Below are 19,529 nucleotides of genomic sequence, written 5' to 3' on the forward strand. Positions count from 1 at the left end.
AAAAAATTAGAGTGTTTCAACCTCAAGTGCCAAGGCATGGACACAAGTAGCTAACTCTTTTTGTAAAACTTTATAAATCGCTCGATGTATTTCTACGCGTGTCATATTGGAAAAAGAAGAAGATAAAATTTTCACTCGAAAATGTGTTTCTCCTTTACCATCAAAAGCATGTTCATTGTGAGGATGCCCCTCATGAAGATGACTTTCGTTAATCACTTCAAGCTTTTGCGGATGAAAAGCATCCTGAAGCTTTCTCTTGATTATTGTTTCTATAAACATTTTTCATTCCTCAAACAAAATGAACGTGCAAAAATACACCTTTTTCATAATAAAATAAGTGTGAAAACAAATTTTTCAAAAGTCAATTCTTGTAAAATTAATCAATTTTGCATAAACCAAGAGTATGACAATAACATCTAAATTATTCGATTCAATTCGCATAAGCTCAAATAAAAAACAAAAAGCTGAGCCAGAAGCGCAACAGTGTCAGTGGGAAGGTTGTGAAAAAACAGGGTCCCATAAAGCACCAGCAGGTCGAAATCACGAAGGACAATATTTATATTTTTGTATTGAACACGTACGCGCCTATAATAAAAATTTTAATTACTTCTCTGGTCTTAGCAATAAAGATATCGCAAAATTTCAAAAGGATGCTCTCACAGGACATCGTCCGACATGGCCTACAGATCTGAGCAATGGTACATCGAAAAAAACAGCCGCTAATTATGCAAAGATTCGCTCTGGAACAGCTGCCTATCAAAATCGCATGCGCGATCCCTTCACGCTTTTTACTGAGCGGCATTCAACCAATAATTTCTCACGAAAATTAAAGCCCTTAGAAGCAAAAGCTTTTGATACACTGGGACTACAGGCAAACGCTTCAGCAGAAGACATCAAAATGAAATATAAAGAGTTGGTAAAAAAGCACCATCCTGATTCCAATGGTGGTAATCGTGCTTCAGAAGAGCGCTTTCGTGATGTTTTACATGCTTATAATTTGCTAAAAAAATCTGGTTTGTGCTAAAAACATGTACTTATATGAGCCTATTTTCATTTAGACCATCATTATTTGCGCAAGATATTATTTTTTTGCAAAACATTATAGAATACGTAAAAATCTTCCTTCACATCTAAGGCTTTCATTATAGAGCATTGCATAAATGCTCTAACTCTTGTATCGTTTTCTAATGAATAAATAGCGTCCCTCCCTTCTAAAAACACAATGACAAATCTTACCGTTGAAAATTTGCCCGATATTACACTTTGTGCTCGCGATCTATTTCATATTGAAACAGATATGGAAATCCCTGCTTTTAGCACAAAAAGTTCCCATGTTCCTGATATCGATCCTGATTATCTTTTTGATCAGCAAACAACTTTAGCGATTCTCGCAGGTTTTACCTTTAACCGTCGTGTAATGGTTTCTGGCTATCACGGTACAGGGAAATCAACGCATATTGAACAAGTTGCTGCACGTCTCAACTGGCCTTGTCTTCGCATTAATCTCGATAGTCATGTAAGTCGTATCGATCTTGTAGGAAAAGACGCTATCGTTTTAAAAGATGGTTTACAAATCACTGAATTTAAAGAAGGCATTTTGCCATGGGCTTATCAAAATAATATTGCTCTTGTTTTCGACGAATATGACGCGGGGCGTCCCGATGTTATGTTTGTTATCCAACGCGTTCTTGAAACTTCTGGAAAACTAAGCTTACTTGATCAAAGCCGTGTCATCTCTCCACATCCAGCCTTTCGTCTTTTTGCAACAGCAAACACCATTGGTCTTGGTGATACAACCGGTCTCTATCATGGTACCCAACAGATCAATCAAGCTCAAATGGACCGCTGGTCTATTGTTACGATACTCAATTATTTACCCCATGATAAAGAGGTTGATATCATTTGTTCAAAGGTCAAATCTTTTCAAACGGCTGAGGGGAAAAAGACAATTTCACAAATGGTTTATGTTGCTGATATGGTACGCCAATCTTTTATCAATGGAGATCTTTCAACTGTCATGAGTCCACGTACCGTTATTACTTGGGCAGAAAATACAACAATTTTTCAAGATGTCGGCTTTGCCTTCCGATTAACCTTTCTCAATAAATGTGATGAACTCGAACGTGCCACTGTTGCAGAATTTTATCAACGCGCCTTTGGACAAGAGCTTCCCGAATCACTCATTCATGGTGTTTCGCCTTAAGGAATTTGTCACTCATGGCTACCAATATTGGCGACAACAAAAATCCGGTAAAGGACTCTTCCAACAACACTCTTAATGCTGAAGCTTTTAAAAAAGCACTTTCCACCTGTATGCGTGCAATTGCAGGCACAAACAACCTTGAAGTTTCCTTCAGTCATAACCGACCATCTTTAAGCGAAAGTTGTGCACGTTTACCAGAATTACCTCAATACGCAACGAATAAAGACATCACCATTACTCGCGGATTAGGTGATTCCATGGCTCTACGCAAAGCATGGCATGATAACCGTATTCACATGCAATTTGCTCCACTAGAATCAGAAGCACGTGCTGTCTTTGATGCCCTCGAACAAACACGTGTTGAAGCAATTGGCACTTTAGCCATGGAGGGACTTGCAAAAAATCTTGATATCATGCTCGCCGATAAATACAAAAGAGCCCATTATCATAAAATTAGCAACCAAAGTGAAGCCCCCATCCAAGAAGCGATTGCACTTTTATTACGTGAAAAAGTAACAAAGCGCACAGCTCCAAGAGAAGCAGGTCCTGTCTTAGAATTGTGGCGTCAAGAACTCGAACAAAAAGCAGCGGCAGAACTCAATGAGCTCCCACATCATATTTACAACCAACAAGCTTTTGCACAGATTGTTCGCCAAATGCTTGTTACACTCAAAATGACAGTGCAACAAGCTGAAGCTTCTAACAGTAAAAACAATAAAAAATTAAAAAACGAATGTGCACCTCAAGACCAAGCAGAAGAAGAGAGTAAAAACAAAAAACACGCTCAAAGTGAAGAACAAACCAGCACTGAACAAGAAAGTGATGTGCAAGACGACGGAAAAACACAAGCGACACAATCAAACAACAATGATCAAGCTGACGGCGAGCAAAAAAATGGACCTTGGCAAGAAAAGCCGAGCAGACCCAAACACCTTTTTTCCGATTCGGAACAAATGGAAAGACTTGGCAATTATAAAATCTTCACCCATCAATTTGATGAAATTTTGGAAGCAACAGATTTTTGTTCTGAAAACGAGTTAGATCACTTACGCCGTTATCTTGATAAGCAAATCAATCATCTTCAAAACATCGTTGGACGTTTAGCAAACCGTCTCCAGCGCCGCTTGATGGCGCAACAAAATCGCAACTGGAACTTTGACCTTGAAGAAGGATATCTTGATACAGCACGGCTTCCACGTCTAATTATTGACCCCATGCAACCCCTTTCTTTTAAAATGGAAAGCAACACCCAATTTCGGGACACGGTTGTTTCACTCCTCATTGATAATTCGGGCTCAATGCGCGGACGCCCCATTAGCGTTGCCGCAAGTTGTGCTGATATTTTGGCACAAACTCTTGAACGTTGTGGTGTCAAAGTTGAAATTTTAGGTTTTACCACTAAAACTTGGAAAGGAGGAAAATCGCGCGAACAATGGCTTACCCAAAACAAACTCCATAATCCTGGACGCCTTAATGATTTATGCCATATCATCTATAAAAGTGCTGATACCCCATGGCGTCGCGCACGACGCAATTTAGGTTTGATGATGCAAGAAGGATTATTAAAAGAAAATATCGACGGAGAAGCTTTAATTTGGGCTCATCAACGCCTTTTATCACGGCGTGAACAACGTCGCATCCTCATGGTCATTTCTGATGGTGCTCCTGTTGATGATTCGACACTATCGGTCAACGCCAGCAATTATCTAGAAAAACACTTACGCGCAGTGATTCAAGAAATTCAAACACATTCCCCCATCGAACTCATTGCCATTGGAATTGGTCATGATGTCACACGTTATTATCAGCGTGCTGTAACAATTATGAATGCTGAAGAACTTGCCGACGCCATAACAAAACAATTAGAAATACTTTTTAGTGATAAAATGCCTCATATTTATAAGAAATAAACCTGCCTTGAAACAGCCAACAATTACATTTTAAAAAGTTATCTCTATCATTAAACCATCGGAATTTGATGACTAACAACCTGAGAAGATAATCCCACAAATTGAATATCGAACTTTAAGGAAGCTTCTACTTTACTGGATGCATTATGAATCCTAAAAGAAATGCTCCAACCATCTTCAAAAATTATAATGAGTTTGTTTTTACTTTCTGGTTTTATTGCAACTGATAAAACTTTGCTTGGAATTTTCCATTTACGACCATATCCCAGAGTGCCATTCAAATTAAAAGACTGAATAATAACCCGTTTTTGTTTAGATCTTGTATCTATCATAATCTTATAAAAATCATAAGAACCTATAACATACTGAAACAATAGCTTCACAAATTTATCTTGATAATCTAAACAAAGCCTTTGAAGTTCTTTAGAAAAAGCTTCTAGGATTGGAAGATAAACTCTGCTGTCTTTATCCTCTATATCTCTAAAGAACGTCTTCTTATCTCTGAGCTCTGCTAAATAATCAAAAATAGGCCTAACTTCATTGAAATAAACGCTGCTACACGGGGTAACCTGTCTATTCTTTACCAAAATCTATTTTACCGGAAAGGTGAGGATGTTTGATAGCGCTATGATTATGTTTTGCAGAAATACCAATGTGATTTTCAGGAACTTTTAAAATAATATCACGGACATCTCCTTTGATCCCAACAAAATCTTCCTGAAGAACAATAGTTTTCGTGTTTCTAATATTTTTATCATGTAACTGTAAGAAAACAACTGCTTCAATAGAAGCAAGATTTAAAAGCTTTTTTCAGTATCATTAAATAAATTATAAAAAGACTCCGCTATTTGAAAGGACGAGTTAAACTCTATAGAAGCCTTTGTTGCTTTTTTAAAACCCATAGCAAAGCATATTCAAAGGCTTTTCCATTTTCTACCTGTTTCATGCAATTTCCTAAAGATCCTTACTCAAAATTACGAGTTCATTTGATTTTTTATTGTTTCCCATACCGTAAATCCATTCAGGATTAAGTATTATATGTCCTTTATAAGGTTCTCTAACTTCCAACACAATCATTATAAGATAAAACCCATCTGTGATGCTTTCTTAAAAGTTCAGCAAGAGATTGATGATCAAAAGAATTATGTTTATCGCCTTTTTGACCATAAAGTTTTTGATTAATAAGATATGGAGGATCACAATAAAGAAAATCGTTAAAGTGTTTAGGAATACTTTCTGTAAAATCTCTGTGTTCCACTGTGAAATTTTCAATCTTAAAATCTTTAAGCCGTTCAATAGAACGATACTTGAATCGAAGATGTCCTGGAGACATCCCGCCAGAAAGTGTTGTTCCTGAAAAAGAAGAGCGATTAAGAGTAAGAAAAAACGGCAGCAATTTCTAATTGATTTTTAATATTCCCAAAAGTTTTTTGGAGATTATAAAACATTACGGGAGTCATATCTTCATATTCTCTCACTTTTTCTGCAAGAGCTAAAGCATCTCTCTAAAGCATCTGCCAAAAAATAACAAGCGGCTTAAAAGCATCAGAAGCATAAACCTTTGTTCCTCTTTTTGCTAAGGTTAATTCAATTGAACCTCATCCTACAAAAGGAGAGCATAAAGTTTTTTGTTTCCTTATATAGTTATTAATAATCATAGGAACAGCACGACTTTTCCCTCCCAGATAACGAAGAGGTGATTTTACAATAGGCAACTCCCTAGTCTCTCTCTGTTTTTTCGAGGAAGTTAATACCAAATTATCCAATAAAGCCTTTGTATGATCTCTTTGATTTATCATTTTGTTCATATTATCAGCTCCAAGTATCACATTTTCTAACCTACAATTATCTAAAATAAATACTCGAAGCGTTTGCCAAATTCTACAGAGATCGCATTATAACGAATTGTAAATTCATTAACATATCTGCACAAACATTTGTTACTAAAATAATGATAAATAGCAGTATAGCCAAATTTTAAAACTGTCAAAAAGGACTTGATACCATTGGTATTTATTTTTCTATTTATATACTACCCAAATGTATATCGAAATGTTTTTTCCTATATAAGAACCAAGTTTCTTATAGCTCAAATAATCATAAGTAAGACATCACAATTCTTAACAAGACATTTTTTGGCCTTTATAAGAGCTTTATTACCTGTTTTTAATACTGATAAGATGCTCTTATCTCATACTGAATCAGTCAAAAATATCTCCTTACACATCATAAGCATAGATGATGTATGGATAAATACAACTTGAGAAAAGAAGCAAAATCCCTTTTTTGAATCCACTCAAATTCTATTCTTAGAAGACATAACGCACAACCTTTTCTTCTTTAGCAAAACAAAAGGACAAAGATCATTATTTGTTACAAACAAAAGAAGAATCATCCTTTGAATGACTTTGATAAAGAGGAAGCTTTACAATATTAAGAATTGTTCCATAGGGAATCAACATAAACAGGCTCATAACAATTTTTACCGAAAAATCACCAAAAGCAAGCGAGAGCCAAACTGGCATGCCTACCCCTCCCAAAACAGTACTCTCCACCAGTGAACTATCAGCATAGCCTGTTATCTTATCAAGAACAGCAAAAGAGCTAGAAAAAGCAAGAGCAAAAAACAGTACTGTATCCAAAGCCGAACCAACCAACGCTGCTGCTAAAGGTGCTTTCCACCATGTTTTACGTCGCAAAGGAGTAAAAACAACAATATCAATGAGTTGCCCAAATAAAAATGCAAAACTAGAAGCAAGTGCAAGCCGTGGTGTCGCCAATATCCAAGAAACAAAGACACCCGCAAAAAAACCAGCGTAAACCACACGCCGCGCAGCAGATGGACCATAAAAACGATTGGTCAAATCATTGATCAGAAAAGCAAATGGATAGGTAAAAGCCCCATAAGTCAACAGCTCATTTAAATCAAACCAGTAGACAGGATATTGAACAAAAATATTAGAAGCAGTGACAGCAAGGCACATTGCTAAAATAGAAAAAACAATGTACCTCTTCTTTTGCTGTTCTCGTAAAGGACTGCTTGAGGGCATTTTTTTAACCTATGATACGGAACCAATAAAATTAAACGATCAACCTAAAAAAACTTAACTTCTAGAACAGAAAACCGGAATAAAAGCGTCAATAAACCAAAAAGAATGGCGCTAACAATTACGCTGCTTGTTCAGCCTTTTGCTCACCTTCTTGCTCAGCTTTTTTCTTAATGATTTGTCGTTTTAGCAAACGCGCACGTTGCGACAACTCTTTATCATCTGCTTTGACCAAAAAAGCATCAAGGCCACCACGATGCTCAACAGAACGCAATGCACTTGCTGAAATGCGCAAGCGATAACTTTGCTGTAACACTTCTGAAATCAATGTCACATTGCAAAGATTTGGTAAAAAACGACGCCGAGTCTTATTATTCGCATGGCTAACATTATTACCATACAGAACCGTCTTCCCTGTCAATTCACATGCACGAGACATAAACTTCACCCTTAAACTCTAAGAAACTTTCAAATCCCCATACCCAAAGGACACAATGAACGCAAAACACGCACAATGCAACCTTGAACGGGCATCATTAGGAAGTCTCTTTCTAATAGGGGGTCGACAACAAAAGGTCAAGTCTTTTATAAAACCTTTTTCATATCTTACTAGCTCATTCTTCATCTTTTTCCTCAACAAGGCGTGCAAATTCCACCAAAAAGCGTACAAAATGTTTTTTTTAAATACATACCATGTTAGAATAAAAACTTATTGTCCCGAAAGGAAGCATAAATCATGAGCAAAAAAGAGCCCCCCATGACAAAGCTTCAGGAAGATTCTTGCCGTTTTTCTTCTTTTTTGTTTGGAACTTTATGTATTTGTTTTTTTCTTCTCTTCAGTGCATTAGGTATATGGCAAGTACAACGGTTGAACTGGAAAACAAATCTCATCACCAGTGCCAATCAGCGCATTCATTTGCCCCCCATAAAAGCCCCCCCAAAAAATCAATGGTCAGATGTTACTTTTGAAAAAAACGAATATCAACCTGTTGTTACCACAGGAAAATTTTTAACAGATAAAAATATTTTAGTCACTGCTGCCGCTCAAAATACTACAGGCTATTGGGTTTTGACTCCTTTACAAACTGCTGATAATACACTGATCTTTATCAACCGTGGCTTTATCCCTATGGATGAACGTAACAATTTTCGAAACTCAGAGCAATCGCATACAAATGCCTCATCTCAGCAAAATTCGACCACAGACACAGAACAAACAACAATTATAGGTTTATTACGCATGAGTGAAAAAAATGGATTTTTCCCGCGTAAAAATAATCCGGACAAGAATTTATGGTATACACGCGATCTCCCCGCTATGGCACAAAAACTTGGTTTGTCCACTGTTGCCCCTTATTTCATTGATGCCAGCAAAACATCTCCACAAGCAAACCTTCCTGTCGTTGGTCTTACGATTGTACATTTTCGAAATAATCATCTCGTTTATGCAATCACGTGGTTTATTTTAGCTGCTGGTGTGTTAGGAGCTTTTCTTTTTCTGCTACGGCAAAAAAACTAAAAAAAGACCTCTTCCATCTCAAGTAACAAAAATTTTTAGAATCTTGGAAACTGATGAAGATAACAGAATCTACTAACTTGCGCCTTTGTTAAATAAAGATCATAGGCATACAATGGACTTTATACCATCCACAAAGGATTTACGCGATACTCTTCAAAAAACCATCATAAAACGAGGGCTTTAACAGGTTAATTCATTAAAAATTGTAATGCACAAAAATGTGAAGCAATGCATTATCTCCACTCTTAAAAAAATTCACTCTAAAACATTATCATAAACGCTTTTGAAAAACATACAGCCAAATTTAAAAATGATAGGAAAGATGAGCACTCATTGTTTGCCTTTATAATTTTATATTCTTGCTTCGTTAGGTTGTTTCCCATTTCAGAGATTACTCCAATTGATATACGCAATACTTTCGCCTTCATCTAGCATAAAAGCTAATATAGCAGAGAACATACGGATGCGTTTTTTGTTTCAAAACTGCTATGAAGATGAAATATTGAGTTATAAGCAACAAAAAAACATTTAATGTCTCAATGAGACTTTATACACCCACCACCACACCCCAAATGAGAGTGTTTTTACAGAATAATAAAAAAAGGTGAGTCATCCCATATTCTAAAAAGACAGTTTATCCTTTCAGTGTATTTTGCTAAAGGCTTATGCTATAAATCTATAAGCGTGTTTTACTAGAATTTTAACTCTTTCATTTTTAAGGCTTCTGTTATGGGTGTTGTTGCCAAAAATTTTCCCATACCTGATCTTCATCGGGTTCGTCGTGTTCTCTTTTCTGTGTCTGATAAAACGGGTGTGGTTGCTTTTGCACAAGCCCTTCATGCTACTTACAATGTTGAATTGATTTCAACAGGGGGAACAGCCAAAACCCTCATAGCAGCTGGTTTACCCGTAAAAGATGTTGCTGAAGTTACCGGATTTCCTGAGATAATGGATGGGCGTGTAAAAACACTCCATCCTTTGATTCATGGTGCTTTGTTAGGGGTAAGAGAAGATCCTAGCCATAGGGAAGCTATGGAAAAGAACAGCATTCATGGAATTGATCTTTTGGTGGTGAATCTTTATCCTTTTGAAGAGACGATCCTATCGGGAGCCGATGGGCAAACGATTCTTGAAAATATTGATATCGGTGGACCGGCGATGATTCGCGCCGCGGCAAAAAATTATGCTTATACTGGTGTTGTAACAACGATAAAAGATTATGATTCGATTCTAGCTGAATTAAAGCAGCATAATGGATGTTTAAGCTTATCTATGCGTCATCAGCTAGCAATGCGCGCTTATGCACACACCGCCGCTTATGATACGGCAATAGCATCGTGGTTTGCACGGGATTTAAAAATTGAAATTCCATCGTGGCAGAGTTTTTCTGGTCATCTTGAGAGTGTTATGCGCTATGGGGAAAATCCACATCAACAGGCAGCATTTTATCGCAATAATGAAAAACGTTTTGGTATTGCAACAGCAAAACTTTTACAAGGCAAAGCGCTTTCTTATAACAATCTGAATGATACAGATGCAGCCTTTGAGCTTGTGGCAGAATTTGATCCGCAAAAAACCGCTGCTGTCGCTCTTATTAAACATGCCAATCCTTGTGGTGTTGCGGAAGGAGAAAATTTGAAAGAAGCTTATTTGAAAGCTCTTATGTGTGATAATGTATCGGCATTTGGTGGAATTGTTGCTTTAAATCAAACCCTTGATGAGGAATGTGCTGAAGAGATTGTTAAAATTTTCACAGAAGTGATTATTGCTCCTGATGCCACAATGGCGGCACGTGAAATTATTGCCAAGAAAAAAAATCTTCGTTTGCTCATTACAGGTGGAGTTCCTGATCCACGCTGTGGAGGACTTCTTGCGAAAACACTTGCAGGAGGCATTTTAGTGCAATCGCGTGATAACGTAGTGGTTGATGATCTTAAATTGCAAGTAGTGACAAAGCGGGCACCAACTCAAGATGAAATGCGTGATCTTCAATTTGCTTTTCGTGTAGCAAAACACGTTAAATCAAATGCTATTGTGTACGCGAAAAATAGCGCAACAGTTGGAATTGGAGCCGGACAAATGAGCCGCATCGATTCAGCAAAAATTGCTGCAAGTAAAGCAGCAGAAAGTGCGCAAAGAGCAGGCTTAACAGAAACTCTCACAAAAGGATCGGTTGTTGCATCAGATGCATTTTTTCCTTTTGCAGATGGTTTATTAGCAGCAGCTGAAGCAGGAGCAACAGCAGTTATTCAACCAGGAGGCTCCATGCGTGATGAAGAAGTTATCACGGCTGCTGATGCACAGGGTTTAGCGATGGTTTTCACAGGAACACGACACTTCCGCCATTAATAATTTTGCTGATTCTCTCTATTATATGAGACAAATGTTTCAAGGAATTTTTCATAATCATCGTATGACTATTGATCACTATTGAAATGGAAGCAGTTATTCAATCCAAAGAATCTACTTGTGAAGACGTTTATCACCACAGAAAATGCACATAATTTAACCATTATTTAGGGATAAGATATCGTTGTTGTTAATACTTTAATGGCTTCCCTTTCACATGAGCAAAATGTTAAAGGGATATTATCTTGTATGTAGATGCATACCTGTTATGATATTATAACACAACTCTTTTTAGTAATATGCTCTATTCTTAAACCAAAGAGTGAAATGAAAAGTTTGAGTAGAGGATATGAATATTCTACGTTTTTATAGTAATTGGCGCCGTTATCGTCGAACCGTTAATGCATTAAGGTGTCTTTCAACATATGAACTCAGCGATCTTGGAATTTGTCGCGGTGATATTAATTTGATTGCACGACGTTATTCGCGTAAATCTTTATAAACGTTGTTTGAAGCATTTGAGAGAGTGCTTTGCTGTGAAAAAACGTGCATTTTGTGGCTTGTTATTATGACTTCATTTATAATAACAAAGAGCAGAAGGGTTGTTTTTCTCGGACGTTGCTATGTGTTGTTTCTTGAATTCTCAGTGCTTCTATGATGTAAAACATTTGATTTATAATGATAATTTAGCGTTATTCATATTGAATTAGAACCCCGAATACCGTAAGATTCTCCCATTTAAAATCTATGTATGTTGAATACAAAAACCATTCGCTTGCACGTTACAAGCGGGGGATCCTGTGTGGATAAAAACTATTAAGAAAAGGCTAAAAATGCCTCTTATGAATCATCTCTAGTGCCAAGAGCTGTTACAAAAATTGGGCACTAATAAATAGTGTGATGATGCTAAATTGCTCCTTGCGTAAAGATGGGGTGCTTCATGGATTTACCGTTATACCCATCACAGACATCATCACGAAATAGGCTTGGAAGTATTAAGGGATTTTTCTTTAATATACGTCCGTGAATACGCAATAAATAGCGCTCTGTTTTTCGTGAGGGAGCGTAACCCTATTAATGCAACTCTCTCAGAGATAAATATTAATCCCAACAGCACACTTAAGAACTTATAGAAGATAAGCAACAGCTTTATTTTCTCTCCACATCTTTAAAGAATGAAGATCCTTAACCAGTACTCATCTGTCAACAATGGTCTATCAAAAACTCTTTTTTCGGGAGCCAATCCCTCTTAGCATCACCTCATGAGATTCTATGAGCAAACCTTGCCTAAAAACATCCAACCTATACTCTAATAAAATGCTTCATGTATAAAATTTATATGATCTTCAAATTTTGAGAATATTACCACAATAAACGATGATGTTTTGCGACACGAAGATAAAACGCAATATACTATGGGTTGGAATAATGTTCTGATTTTTTATCAAACGCTTTACGGATAAAACGCCAACGAACTTTTTCCTGAAATGCAGGACGAAAATATAAAACAATCTGTTGTGTCCGCTGTGGACCTGTTAATTCTGCAAAATCAATCGAATCTTCAAGACAAATATCTGCGTCAGGCGATACAAAATACCATACTTGTTCGCTCTTCACGTTCTCGTTCTTTACAGCTAAACACACACGTTTGCCATCATAGTTAACTTCAACTTGTGGATGAAGATGAAACCGAACAGCAACATGATCTTGTTCATTTTGCACACTCTTGTGTCTCTTTCCCCCTTTATTTGGCATAAAAAAGCGATCAAAACCTTCGATCATATCTCCATTTGTTGCCAAAATAAGACCACGCTCATGAATAAGATTAAAGGGTCGCACATAACCATTATGACTCGCAATAAAACCCGTCTTCTCTGAATCCTCTATACGGCGCACTTGAACATCCGTTGGTCCATCAAACAAAAATGGCGCGCCATTTTTCTTTTTCTGATAAAAAGCACCCACTGAACAATCATTAAGCGTAGCTGTTGAATGTGCTGCAGTAACACGCCCTAAATGTCGATAATCTTCCCGACCATCAGGATTAACACCAGTATTGATAATAAAACGGTGCCCTTGTGAAGACATTTCAAAAGACAAACATCCCGAACAAGCCTGCTGTGCTACAAAGCGGGGTGGAAACTTTCCTGTATCTGCAAGCACTGTTGTTTGATTGGCTTTTAAGCGCTGAAATCCTGAATAACGGGCATAACTAAAAGGATGCCCTCCTGTTTCATCAAGCTCCAAAAGGGACGATAACCGTTCCGACACAAGGGGACCAACCCCATTAAAATGAGCCAACGTTTGATCCTCATGGATAAAGAATCGTAAAGCTGGCAACATACGCTCAACAGAATCAATCAAAATACGTGGTGCTGTTTCATTGCTACGCATAAAAAGATGCCGTAACGACAATAAATCCGATAACAAATTCAGCAAAATAACAGGACTACGAGAAATATGCCCACCATCAACTAGGATTTGACGGGAAAGCTCTTTTATAAGTGTGGTTTGTACCTTTTTTTTCACTGCCACAGAAACAGGCAAAGCAAGAGATGCGAACGTCAAAGCCGCTGCTGCTTGTAAACGTCGGTCATCATGCTCCATACTGCAAATTGTTACGCGCAAATAACGAAATTGCAAACCAAGCGCACGTAAAAAGCGTTTTTCAAACCGCTCACTTGCTCCTTCTAACAACATTTTCGAGTGACAAATCCATGAAATCAAGCGCCGCGCCACAACAGGACCACTCCAAGCAAGCCCTTTTACCTTCTTGCCAGCATGGTCAAACCAATCTTCTAAAAGAGAACGTGCGTGTGCAGAAGCTAAATCACTTCCTGCTGCCTCCATATGGCGCAACCAATGAAAATCATGTAGAGCTGCTTCCCATTCTAGCGTTGGTGGAACCAATGCAAACGGCGAAACAGCACCAGAATGAACAATGTGACCAGCAAAAGCAAAACGACCATGATAAAATTCATGCGCCATCATAGGATCAGCCACATGCAAATCCATGGGATGCGCTAAAATTTTATGAGGACGAAACCCTGAAAACCGCCAACGAAACAATGGTCCAACCCATAAACGCCGCATAACATTCTGTATCGTATCGATACAGGCTGCCACTTTTACCTGAGGAGCTTTTACCGCAACCGCCAAAATTTCATCTCCATTTATGCTGATTCAAATACAATTTCGACCATTTTTGTAAATGAAGCGTTAATTAAGCAATTTTTCGTAAGCGTGCAGCAAAAAAACCATCCATTCCTAAAAATGCGGTTTTCTCAGCATCAAAATTTTTATGACAAAAATCCGCAGGCGTTGTACGTAACATCCCCCCACAAAGCAAATGTGCCAGTGCTCCCATTTCCTCTGGATAAATAGGTTCTAAAACAATGTCATTGCGTGTCGATAAAATTTTTTCAATAAGATCTTCACCTTCTTCTCTTGCCAATGAACAATTGGAAAAAATAATCCGTCCCCCCACCTTTACCAAGGAAATTGCTGCGACAAGTAAATCATTTTGCAACGCCGCTAACTTGACAATATCATCCCTCGATTTCGTCCATAAAATATCTGGATGACGACGGATCGTTCCAGTAGAAGAACAAGGAGCATCGAGAAGAACCGCATCAAAAAGCTGTGTGGGATGGAAATTTCTCACATCGCCCTGCCAAATGTGAACTGAAAAATGAAGCCGTTCCATATTTTCTTTTAAACGCTTTACGCGGTTAGCAGAAAGCTCAATTGCTGTCACCTGCGCTCCTTGCAAAGCCAATTGTGCTGTTTTTCCCCCAGGGCTTGCACAAAGGTCAGCAACTCGCTTACCCCGAAGTGTTCCTAGTAAACAAGCAGGCAACGCTGCAGCAAAATCTTGAACCCACCAAGTTCCTTCACTATAGCCTGGTAAATCAGAAACAGAACACTCCAGACGATTCAATCGAACAGAACCATTGGGCAACACCAAACCGCCAAGCCTTTCAGCCCATCCAACACTATCAGATTTCACTGTCAAATCAAAAGGGGGTTCTACACTTTGAATTGCTATAATCTGATGCGCCTTTTCTGTTCCATAAGCTGACATTAAAAGCTGTCCAAACCACGCTGGCACACCTTCAATGGAAGGAATTTGTTGGCGTAAAGACACCGCCTCACGTGCAATATTGCGTAAAAGAGCATTCACCACCCCTGAAAAACGGCGCATTCGAGGGTCAAGTTTCGCCACACGCACAGCTAAATCAATAGCCGCATGATCTGGAATATCAAGATAAAGAATTTGTGCAACACTGATATGCAAAAGATGCTGGAGTGAAAGTGCTTGTGAAGGCAAAGGACGCGCTAAAAGGCGTGAGAGAGCTGCCGTAATCTGCCCTCGATGACGCAATGAAGCTGTTAAAATAGCCCGACATAACAAACGATCTCGTTGTGAAAGCTTTAAATATTGTGGATGTCCGTGTTCATTATCCGTCAAACCAGACAGAGGCGTGTGCTTATCAACTACCGCCCCCAAAAGACGCACACACACCTGTCGAACAGCTAATCCTGGAACATTTTTTTCAGACACATGCCCCGCTTTTTTGTGTTTCAAAACACCACCTTTATATCACTGTTTCCTTAAAAACTCCCTCAGTAACTCTATGAACGAGATCTTTTTGAATTTTCATAACGAAGCCAAGAAGGACGTTTTGTAACACGCTGAAAAGAACTGTTTTCTTGCTCACCTAATGCATGAGCCCGACCACTATGAAAATCTCCATAGTTCATCCCGTTGCTTTTTTCATGTATAGTATCTTCTTTATTCCATCCCACACTTTTGGCAAGAGCCCCTTTCATCTCTTCTGCTTGCTGATAAAGAGCAGCAATACGGTTTGCAGTTGCTGGATGTGTAGAAAAAAGACTATCCGCTCCCTCACCGCTCAAAGGATTAATAATAAACAGATGCGCGGTTGCTGGATTATGCTCTGCTTCTTCATTATATACCCCACGTCCCCCATCAGCAATCTTACGCAATGCCGAAGCCAACCATAAAGGATTACCACATATTTCAGCCCCTCTCCGATCCGCAGCATATTCCCGCGTACGACTAATCGCCATTTGCACCAGCATTGCTGCAAAAGGTGCCACGAGCAGTGCAATAAATCCTCCAATTGCCCCAGCGCCATGAGAATCTTCTGAAGAGTTACGCGGTCCTCCCATAAAGAAAGCAAAATTACCAAGCATTGAAATTGCCCCTGCAATCGTTGCGGTTAGAGTCATTGTTAAGGTATCACGATGCTCAATGTGTGCGAGCTCATGCGCCATAACACCGGCAATTTCCTCTGAACTCAACCGCTCTAACAACCCAGTACTTGCAGCAACAGCAGCATTTTGCGGATTACGTCCCGTCGCAAAAGCATTTGGCTGTGCATTCTCAATAACATAAACCTTTGGTTGAGGAAGAGAAGCCCTTTGTGCTAAATCGCTTACAATCTTATAATAAACTGGTGCTGAATGCTGATCAACTTCACGCGCCCCGTACATGCGTAAAACGATTTTATCCGAATTCCAATAAGAAAAAAAGTTTAAACCACTTGCCATCAAAAGAGCAATGACCATGCCACCACCCCCTCCAACAAGATAACCAACTCCCATAAAGAGAGCAGTTAAAAAAGCCAAAAGCATGGCTGTACGCATTATATTCATTACTCAAAAAACTCCATGATAAAAGCCAATCAATATTATATGATGGTGTTTTCTTTCTGCTTCTTCAATGGAATAGGTGTAAAATGAATAAAAAAGATGAGAAAACAAGCAAAAAAAATGCAACTGTTGTTAAACAGCAATCTCTTTCTCCCGCAGCACAACGCGCCCTTAAAGAAGCTGAAGAAAGGCGAAAAAACGCAGCCAAAAAAGAACAACCTTTAGAAAACGGCGGACGCGGCGGCAAAGACCCTTCCCGCTATGGAGACTGGGAAATTAAAGGCCGCGCTATTGACTTTTAAAACCATTGATTTTTATAAAACCAGCGCTGTTTAAACAAGCAGCTTTTTAAAGAAAATCCGTTTTTGATAGACAAAAACGGATAATATTTATTTTTCTAAAGCTTTTAAAGACACGTTGATTAAACAATCATGCTTCTCATGCTGAAGCAGATTCTGCTTCAGCCGCTGCCGCTGCTTCTTCTGCCGCTTGCTTTGCTGCTGCTATACGTTCTTGTGCTTTTTTACCCGGTTCACCTTTATGTGGATTATTACGGGTTGGACGCTTTTTCAAGCCAGCTGCATCTAAAAACCGTAAAACGCGATCTGTTGGTTGAGCCCCTTGTCCAAGCCAATATTGGATACGTTCTTCATTAAGTTTTACCCTCGGTCCATCTTTAGGCAACATTGGATCCCATGCACCAACACGTTCAAGAAACCGCCCATCGCGCGGACTACGAACATCTGCAACGACGATATGATAGTAAGGACGTTTTTTTGAACCTCCACGGGACAAACGAATTTTCAATGCCATATTTTATCTCCTATTGTCAGCTCTGGCTTTCGTTTAAATTAACTTTTTTTGTTTTTTGCTCTTCAGCAATAACTTCATGATGACGCACAACTTCTTTAATAATAAATTTTAAAAATCTTTCAGCAAAATCAGGATCAAGATGACTATCTATAGCCAATTGCCGCAAACGCTCTACCTGATATTGCTCACGCAGAGGATCTACTTTAGGCAAATCATAACGCGCTTTTAAGCGCCCAACAGCTTTCGTACAACGAAAACGCTCTGCTAAGATATGAATCAAAGTTGCATCAAAATTATCAATAGATGCTCGTAAATGTGCCAATTCGTTTAATACTGTTTCCTGCATCATATTCCTTTCCCTCTTTACATCTTATTTTTTCTTAGGATACTGAGGAAATTTTCCCCTATCAGCAATGTCATTGGAAAGACCAGGAAATGTAGGTCCACGCTTGGGAAGTCCGGGCAAGAGCTTCCCTCCATTACCATTTTCAATTTGCTTTTGAAGTGTTGAGAATTGCTTTAGATCCAATCCCGACAAATCAGGCATAGCTGGAGAATCCCCCCCCAAATTTCCCATACCACCAAAACCCATTTTGGAACCAAGTCCTCCCAACATTTTTCCCATAAAACCACTTTTTCCTTTACCACCCATAGCTTTCATCATATCAGCCATTTGGCGATACATTTTCAAAAGTTTATTAATATCAGCTGCCGTTGTACCAGATCCCTTAGCAATTCGTTGTTTGCGGCTATGTTTTAAAAGCTCTGGATTCGCCCGCTCTTGCGGTGTCATAGATGAAATAATGGCCAATTGACGATCAAACAAACGATCATCAAGCCCCGCGGCCGCAATCTGCTCTTTGACCTTCCCCATTCCTGGCAACATGCCCATAATACCGCCCATTCCACCCAGTTTTTTCATTTTCTGCAACTGTTCTGCAAGATCATTCAGATCAAATTTTCCGGCTTGCATTTTTTTTGCAAAAGCAGCAGCTTTCTCATGATCCATTGTTTCAGCAGCTTTTTCAACCAAAGAAACAATATCCCCCATTCCGAGAATACGATCAGCAATACGGCTGGGATGAAACTCTTCTAAAGCATCTATTTTTTCACCAGTTCCAATTGCTTTAATTGGTTTACCTGTAACCGCACGCATAGAAAGAGCAGCACCACCACGCCCATCACTATCCATACGTGTTAAAATAATCCCTGTAATCCCTACACGCTCATCAAAAGAACGAGCAAGATGAACGGCATCTTGCCCTGTCAAACTATCAGCCACCAACATAATTTCATGAGGAAGGGAACATGCTTTAATTTCAGCCAATTCGAGCATCAAAGCTTCATCAATATGATTACGTCCTGCTGTGTCAAGAAGAAGCACGTCATAACCACCCAATTTAGCAGCCTGCACGGCACGTGATGCAATATCAACGGGCAGCTGTCCCGCAATAATAGGCAAGCTTGCAAGTTTCGCCTGTTCTCCCAATTGGCGCAACTGCTCCTGTGCAGCGGGACGACGTGTATCTAATGACGCCATAAGAACTTTTTTATTGTGCTTATCAGTGAACCGTTTCGCAAGCTTTGCTGTTGTAGTTGTTTTTCCGGAACCTTGCAAACCAATCATCATGATAACAACTGGAGCTGGTGCATTTAAATCACTCAGAACGCTTTCATTTCCAAGAATATGAACCAATTCATCATGAACAATTTTAACCACCATCTGGCCTGGTTTAATTGATTTAACGATTTCGGCCCCAACGGCTTTTTCCCGAACCCTATCGGTAAAAGAGCGTACAACATCAAGAGCAACATCAGCTTCCAATAAAGCGCGACGAATTTCACGCAGCGCCTCTACAACATCCTGATCCGATAAAGCGCCACGTCCCGTCAAATGAGACAGGATAGAACCAAGTCGCTCTTGCAAGGATTCAAACATCATTTACCTCATTGTTGCATAACAAACAAACCAAAATAGCATCCGAGAACGCATCGCGCCGTCGGATGTT

The 19,529-nt window shown here is 39.0% G+C and carries 20 protein-coding genes; 7 read left to right on the top strand and 13 right to left on the bottom strand.

What is annotated here, in order from left to right:
- Window positions 1–6: 6 nt before the first annotated feature.
- Window positions 7–279: a BolA family protein gene (locus tag ACFIJ7_RS00080; protein WP_375635298.1), complete on the bottom strand. Its 273-nt coding sequence runs from the start codon at window positions 277–279 to the stop codon at window positions 7–9.
- A gap of 124 nt (window positions 280–403) precedes the next feature.
- On the opposite strand from ACFIJ7_RS00080, the gene ACFIJ7_RS00085 reads away from it, so the two are divergent.
- From ACFIJ7_RS00085 to cobT, 3 genes are all read left to right on the top strand, one after another.
- Window positions 404–1,024, top strand: coding sequence for a J domain-containing protein (locus ACFIJ7_RS00085; protein ID WP_375635299.1), 621 nt, complete (start codon window positions 404–406; stop codon window positions 1,022–1,024).
- A gap of 198 nt (window positions 1,025–1,222) precedes the next feature.
- Entirely contained in the window at window positions 1,223–2,203 is a 981-nt protein-coding gene (gene cobS, locus ACFIJ7_RS00090) for a cobaltochelatase subunit CobS (RefSeq protein ID WP_375635300.1), read from the top strand.
- A gap of 14 nt (window positions 2,204–2,217) precedes the next feature.
- Window positions 2,218–4,113 carry a cobaltochelatase subunit CobT gene (gene cobT / locus ACFIJ7_RS00095; RefSeq protein WP_375644316.1) on the top strand — a complete coding sequence of 632 codons (1,896 nt, stop codon included), beginning with the start codon at window positions 2,218–2,220 and terminating at the stop codon, window positions 4,111–4,113.
- Between the two features lie 50 nt (window positions 4,114–4,163).
- Here cobT and ACFIJ7_RS00100 read toward each other — a convergent pair whose 3' ends face one another.
- The 6 genes from ACFIJ7_RS00100 to rpmB form a co-directional block, all read right to left on the bottom strand.
- Window positions 4,164–4,700, bottom strand: a complete 537-nt coding sequence (locus ACFIJ7_RS00100; protein ID WP_375644317.1) for a HaeIII family restriction endonuclease — start codon at window positions 4,698–4,700, stop codon at window positions 4,164–4,166.
- Window positions 4,687–4,899 (bottom strand): HaeIII family restriction endonuclease, encoded by a 213-nt coding sequence (locus ACFIJ7_RS00105; protein ID WP_375635461.1) that lies wholly within the window; start codon window positions 4,897–4,899, stop codon window positions 4,687–4,689. Before ACFIJ7_RS00105 ends, ACFIJ7_RS00100 begins: the two co-directional genes overlap by 14 nt.
- Window positions 4,900–5,170: 271 nt before the next feature.
- Entirely contained in the window at window positions 5,171–5,509 is a 339-nt protein-coding gene (locus ACFIJ7_RS00110; protein WP_375644318.1) for a DNA adenine methylase, read from the bottom strand.
- Window positions 5,510–5,962: 453 nt separating this feature from the next.
- The gene (locus ACFIJ7_RS00115) at window positions 5,963–6,142 is read right to left on the bottom strand and encodes a transposase (protein WP_375644412.1); all 180 of its coding nucleotides are present in this window, start codon (window positions 6,140–6,142) and stop codon (window positions 5,963–5,965) included.
- Window positions 6,143–6,479: 337 nt separating this feature from the next.
- On the bottom strand, window positions 6,480–7,163 hold the full coding sequence (locus ACFIJ7_RS00120) for a VUT family protein (protein ID WP_375644319.1): 684 nt from the start codon (window positions 7,161–7,163) through the stop codon (window positions 6,480–6,482).
- 118 nt (window positions 7,164–7,281) lie between these two features.
- Window positions 7,282–7,599, bottom strand: a complete 318-nt coding sequence (gene rpmB / locus ACFIJ7_RS00125; protein WP_015857048.1) for a 50S ribosomal protein L28 — start codon at window positions 7,597–7,599, stop codon at window positions 7,282–7,284.
- A 297-nt stretch (window positions 7,600–7,896) separates the two neighbouring features.
- Between rpmB and ACFIJ7_RS00130 the strand changes: the two genes are divergently transcribed.
- From ACFIJ7_RS00130 to ACFIJ7_RS00140, 3 genes are all read left to right on the top strand, one after another.
- Window positions 7,897–8,679: an SURF1 family protein gene (locus tag ACFIJ7_RS00130; protein ID WP_375644320.1), complete on the top strand. Its 783-nt coding sequence runs from the start codon at window positions 7,897–7,899 to the stop codon at window positions 8,677–8,679.
- A gap of 729 nt (window positions 8,680–9,408) precedes the next feature.
- Window positions 9,409–11,028, top strand: coding sequence for a bifunctional phosphoribosylaminoimidazolecarboxamide formyltransferase/IMP cyclohydrolase (gene purH, locus ACFIJ7_RS00135; RefSeq protein ID WP_375644321.1), 1,620 nt, complete (start codon window positions 9,409–9,411; stop codon window positions 11,026–11,028).
- Between the two features lie 349 nt (window positions 11,029–11,377).
- On the top strand, window positions 11,378–11,530 hold the full coding sequence (locus ACFIJ7_RS00140) for a DUF1127 domain-containing protein (protein ID WP_375635308.1): 153 nt from the start codon (window positions 11,378–11,380) through the stop codon (window positions 11,528–11,530).
- A gap of 911 nt (window positions 11,531–12,441) precedes the next feature.
- Here ACFIJ7_RS00140 and ACFIJ7_RS00145 read toward each other — a convergent pair.
- From ACFIJ7_RS00145 to htpX, 3 genes are all read right to left on the bottom strand, one after another.
- The gene (locus ACFIJ7_RS00145) at window positions 12,442–14,187 is read right to left on the bottom strand and encodes a heparinase II/III family protein (protein WP_273787605.1); all 1,746 of its coding nucleotides are present in this window, start codon (window positions 14,185–14,187) and stop codon (window positions 12,442–12,444) included.
- A 64-nt stretch (window positions 14,188–14,251) separates the two neighbouring features.
- Complete coding sequence (locus ACFIJ7_RS00150) at window positions 14,252–15,616, bottom strand: RsmB/NOP family class I SAM-dependent RNA methyltransferase (protein WP_375644322.1); 1,365 nt, start codon at window positions 15,614–15,616, stop codon at window positions 14,252–14,254.
- A gap of 47 nt (window positions 15,617–15,663) precedes the next feature.
- A complete protein-coding gene (gene htpX / locus ACFIJ7_RS00155; RefSeq protein ID WP_375644323.1) occupies window positions 15,664–16,710 on the bottom strand; it encodes a zinc metalloprotease HtpX in 1,047 nt (348 codons plus the stop codon).
- Window positions 16,711–16,793: 83 nt separating this feature from the next.
- On the opposite strand from htpX, the gene ACFIJ7_RS00160 reads away from it, so the two are divergent.
- On the top strand, window positions 16,794–17,009 hold the full coding sequence (locus ACFIJ7_RS00160; RefSeq protein ID WP_375644324.1) for a DUF1674 domain-containing protein: 216 nt from the start codon (window positions 16,794–16,796) through the stop codon (window positions 17,007–17,009).
- A 136-nt stretch (window positions 17,010–17,145) separates the two neighbouring features.
- Here ACFIJ7_RS00160 and rpsP read toward each other — a convergent pair whose 3' ends face one another.
- Genes rpsP through ffh form a run of 3 tightly spaced genes read right to left on the bottom strand, consistent with a single transcriptional unit; the run spans window position 17,146 to window position 19,459 of the window.
- A complete protein-coding gene (rpsP, locus tag ACFIJ7_RS00165) occupies window positions 17,146–17,520 on the bottom strand; it encodes a 30S ribosomal protein S16 (protein WP_273787601.1) in 375 nt (124 codons plus the stop codon).
- Between the two features lie 16 nt (window positions 17,521–17,536).
- The gene (locus ACFIJ7_RS00170) at window positions 17,537–17,866 is read right to left on the bottom strand and encodes a chorismate mutase (protein WP_273787741.1); all 330 of its coding nucleotides are present in this window, start codon (window positions 17,864–17,866) and stop codon (window positions 17,537–17,539) included.
- A gap of 24 nt (window positions 17,867–17,890) precedes the next feature.
- The gene (gene ffh, locus ACFIJ7_RS00175) at window positions 17,891–19,459 is read right to left on the bottom strand and encodes a signal recognition particle protein (RefSeq protein WP_375644413.1); all 1,569 of its coding nucleotides are present in this window, start codon (window positions 19,457–19,459) and stop codon (window positions 17,891–17,893) included.
- Between the last annotated feature and the right edge of the window lie 70 nt (window positions 19,460–19,529).

Origin of the sequence: Bartonella sp. MR100HLJHH (assembly GCF_042194215.1) — a bacterium.
Taxonomy (GTDB): Bacteria; Pseudomonadota; Alphaproteobacteria; order Rhizobiales; family Rhizobiaceae; genus Bartonella; species Bartonella grahamii.

Coding starts and splice junctions, on each gene's coding strand:
- ACFIJ7_RS00080 (WP_375635298.1), bottom strand. CDS start 279: ATGTTTATAGAAACAATAATCAAGAGAAAGCTTCAGGATGCTTTTCAT.
- ACFIJ7_RS00085 (WP_375635299.1), top strand. CDS start 404: ATGACAATAACATCTAAATTATTCGATTCAATTCGCATAAGCTCAAAT.
- cobS (WP_375635300.1), top strand. CDS start 1,223: ATGACAAATCTTACCGTTGAAAATTTGCCCGATATTACACTTTGTGCT.
- cobT (WP_375644316.1), top strand. CDS start 2,218: ATGGCTACCAATATTGGCGACAACAAAAATCCGGTAAAGGACTCTTCC.
- ACFIJ7_RS00120 (WP_375644319.1), bottom strand. CDS start 7,163: ATGCCCTCAAGCAGTCCTTTACGAGAACAGCAAAAGAAGAGGTACATT.
- rpmB (WP_015857048.1), bottom strand. CDS start 7,599: ATGTCTCGTGCATGTGAATTGACAGGGAAGACGGTTCTGTATGGTAAT.
- ACFIJ7_RS00130 (WP_375644320.1), top strand. CDS start 7,897: ATGAGCAAAAAAGAGCCCCCCATGACAAAGCTTCAGGAAGATTCTTGC.
- purH (WP_375644321.1), top strand. CDS start 9,409: ATGGGTGTTGTTGCCAAAAATTTTCCCATACCTGATCTTCATCGGGTT.
- ACFIJ7_RS00140 (WP_375635308.1), top strand. CDS start 11,378: ATGAATATTCTACGTTTTTATAGTAATTGGCGCCGTTATCGTCGAACC.
- htpX (WP_375644323.1), bottom strand. CDS start 16,710: ATGAATATAATGCGTACAGCCATGCTTTTGGCTTTTTTAACTGCTCTC.
- ACFIJ7_RS00160 (WP_375644324.1), top strand. CDS start 16,794: ATGAATAAAAAAGATGAGAAAACAAGCAAAAAAAATGCAACTGTTGTT.
- rpsP (WP_273787601.1), bottom strand. CDS start 17,520: ATGGCATTGAAAATTCGTTTGTCCCGTGGAGGTTCAAAAAAACGTCCT.
- ACFIJ7_RS00170 (WP_273787741.1), bottom strand. CDS start 17,866: ATGCAGGAAACAGTATTAAACGAATTGGCACATTTACGAGCATCTATT.
- ffh (WP_375644413.1), bottom strand. CDS start 19,459: ATGTTTGAATCCTTGCAAGAGCGACTTGGTTCTATCCTGTCTCATTTG.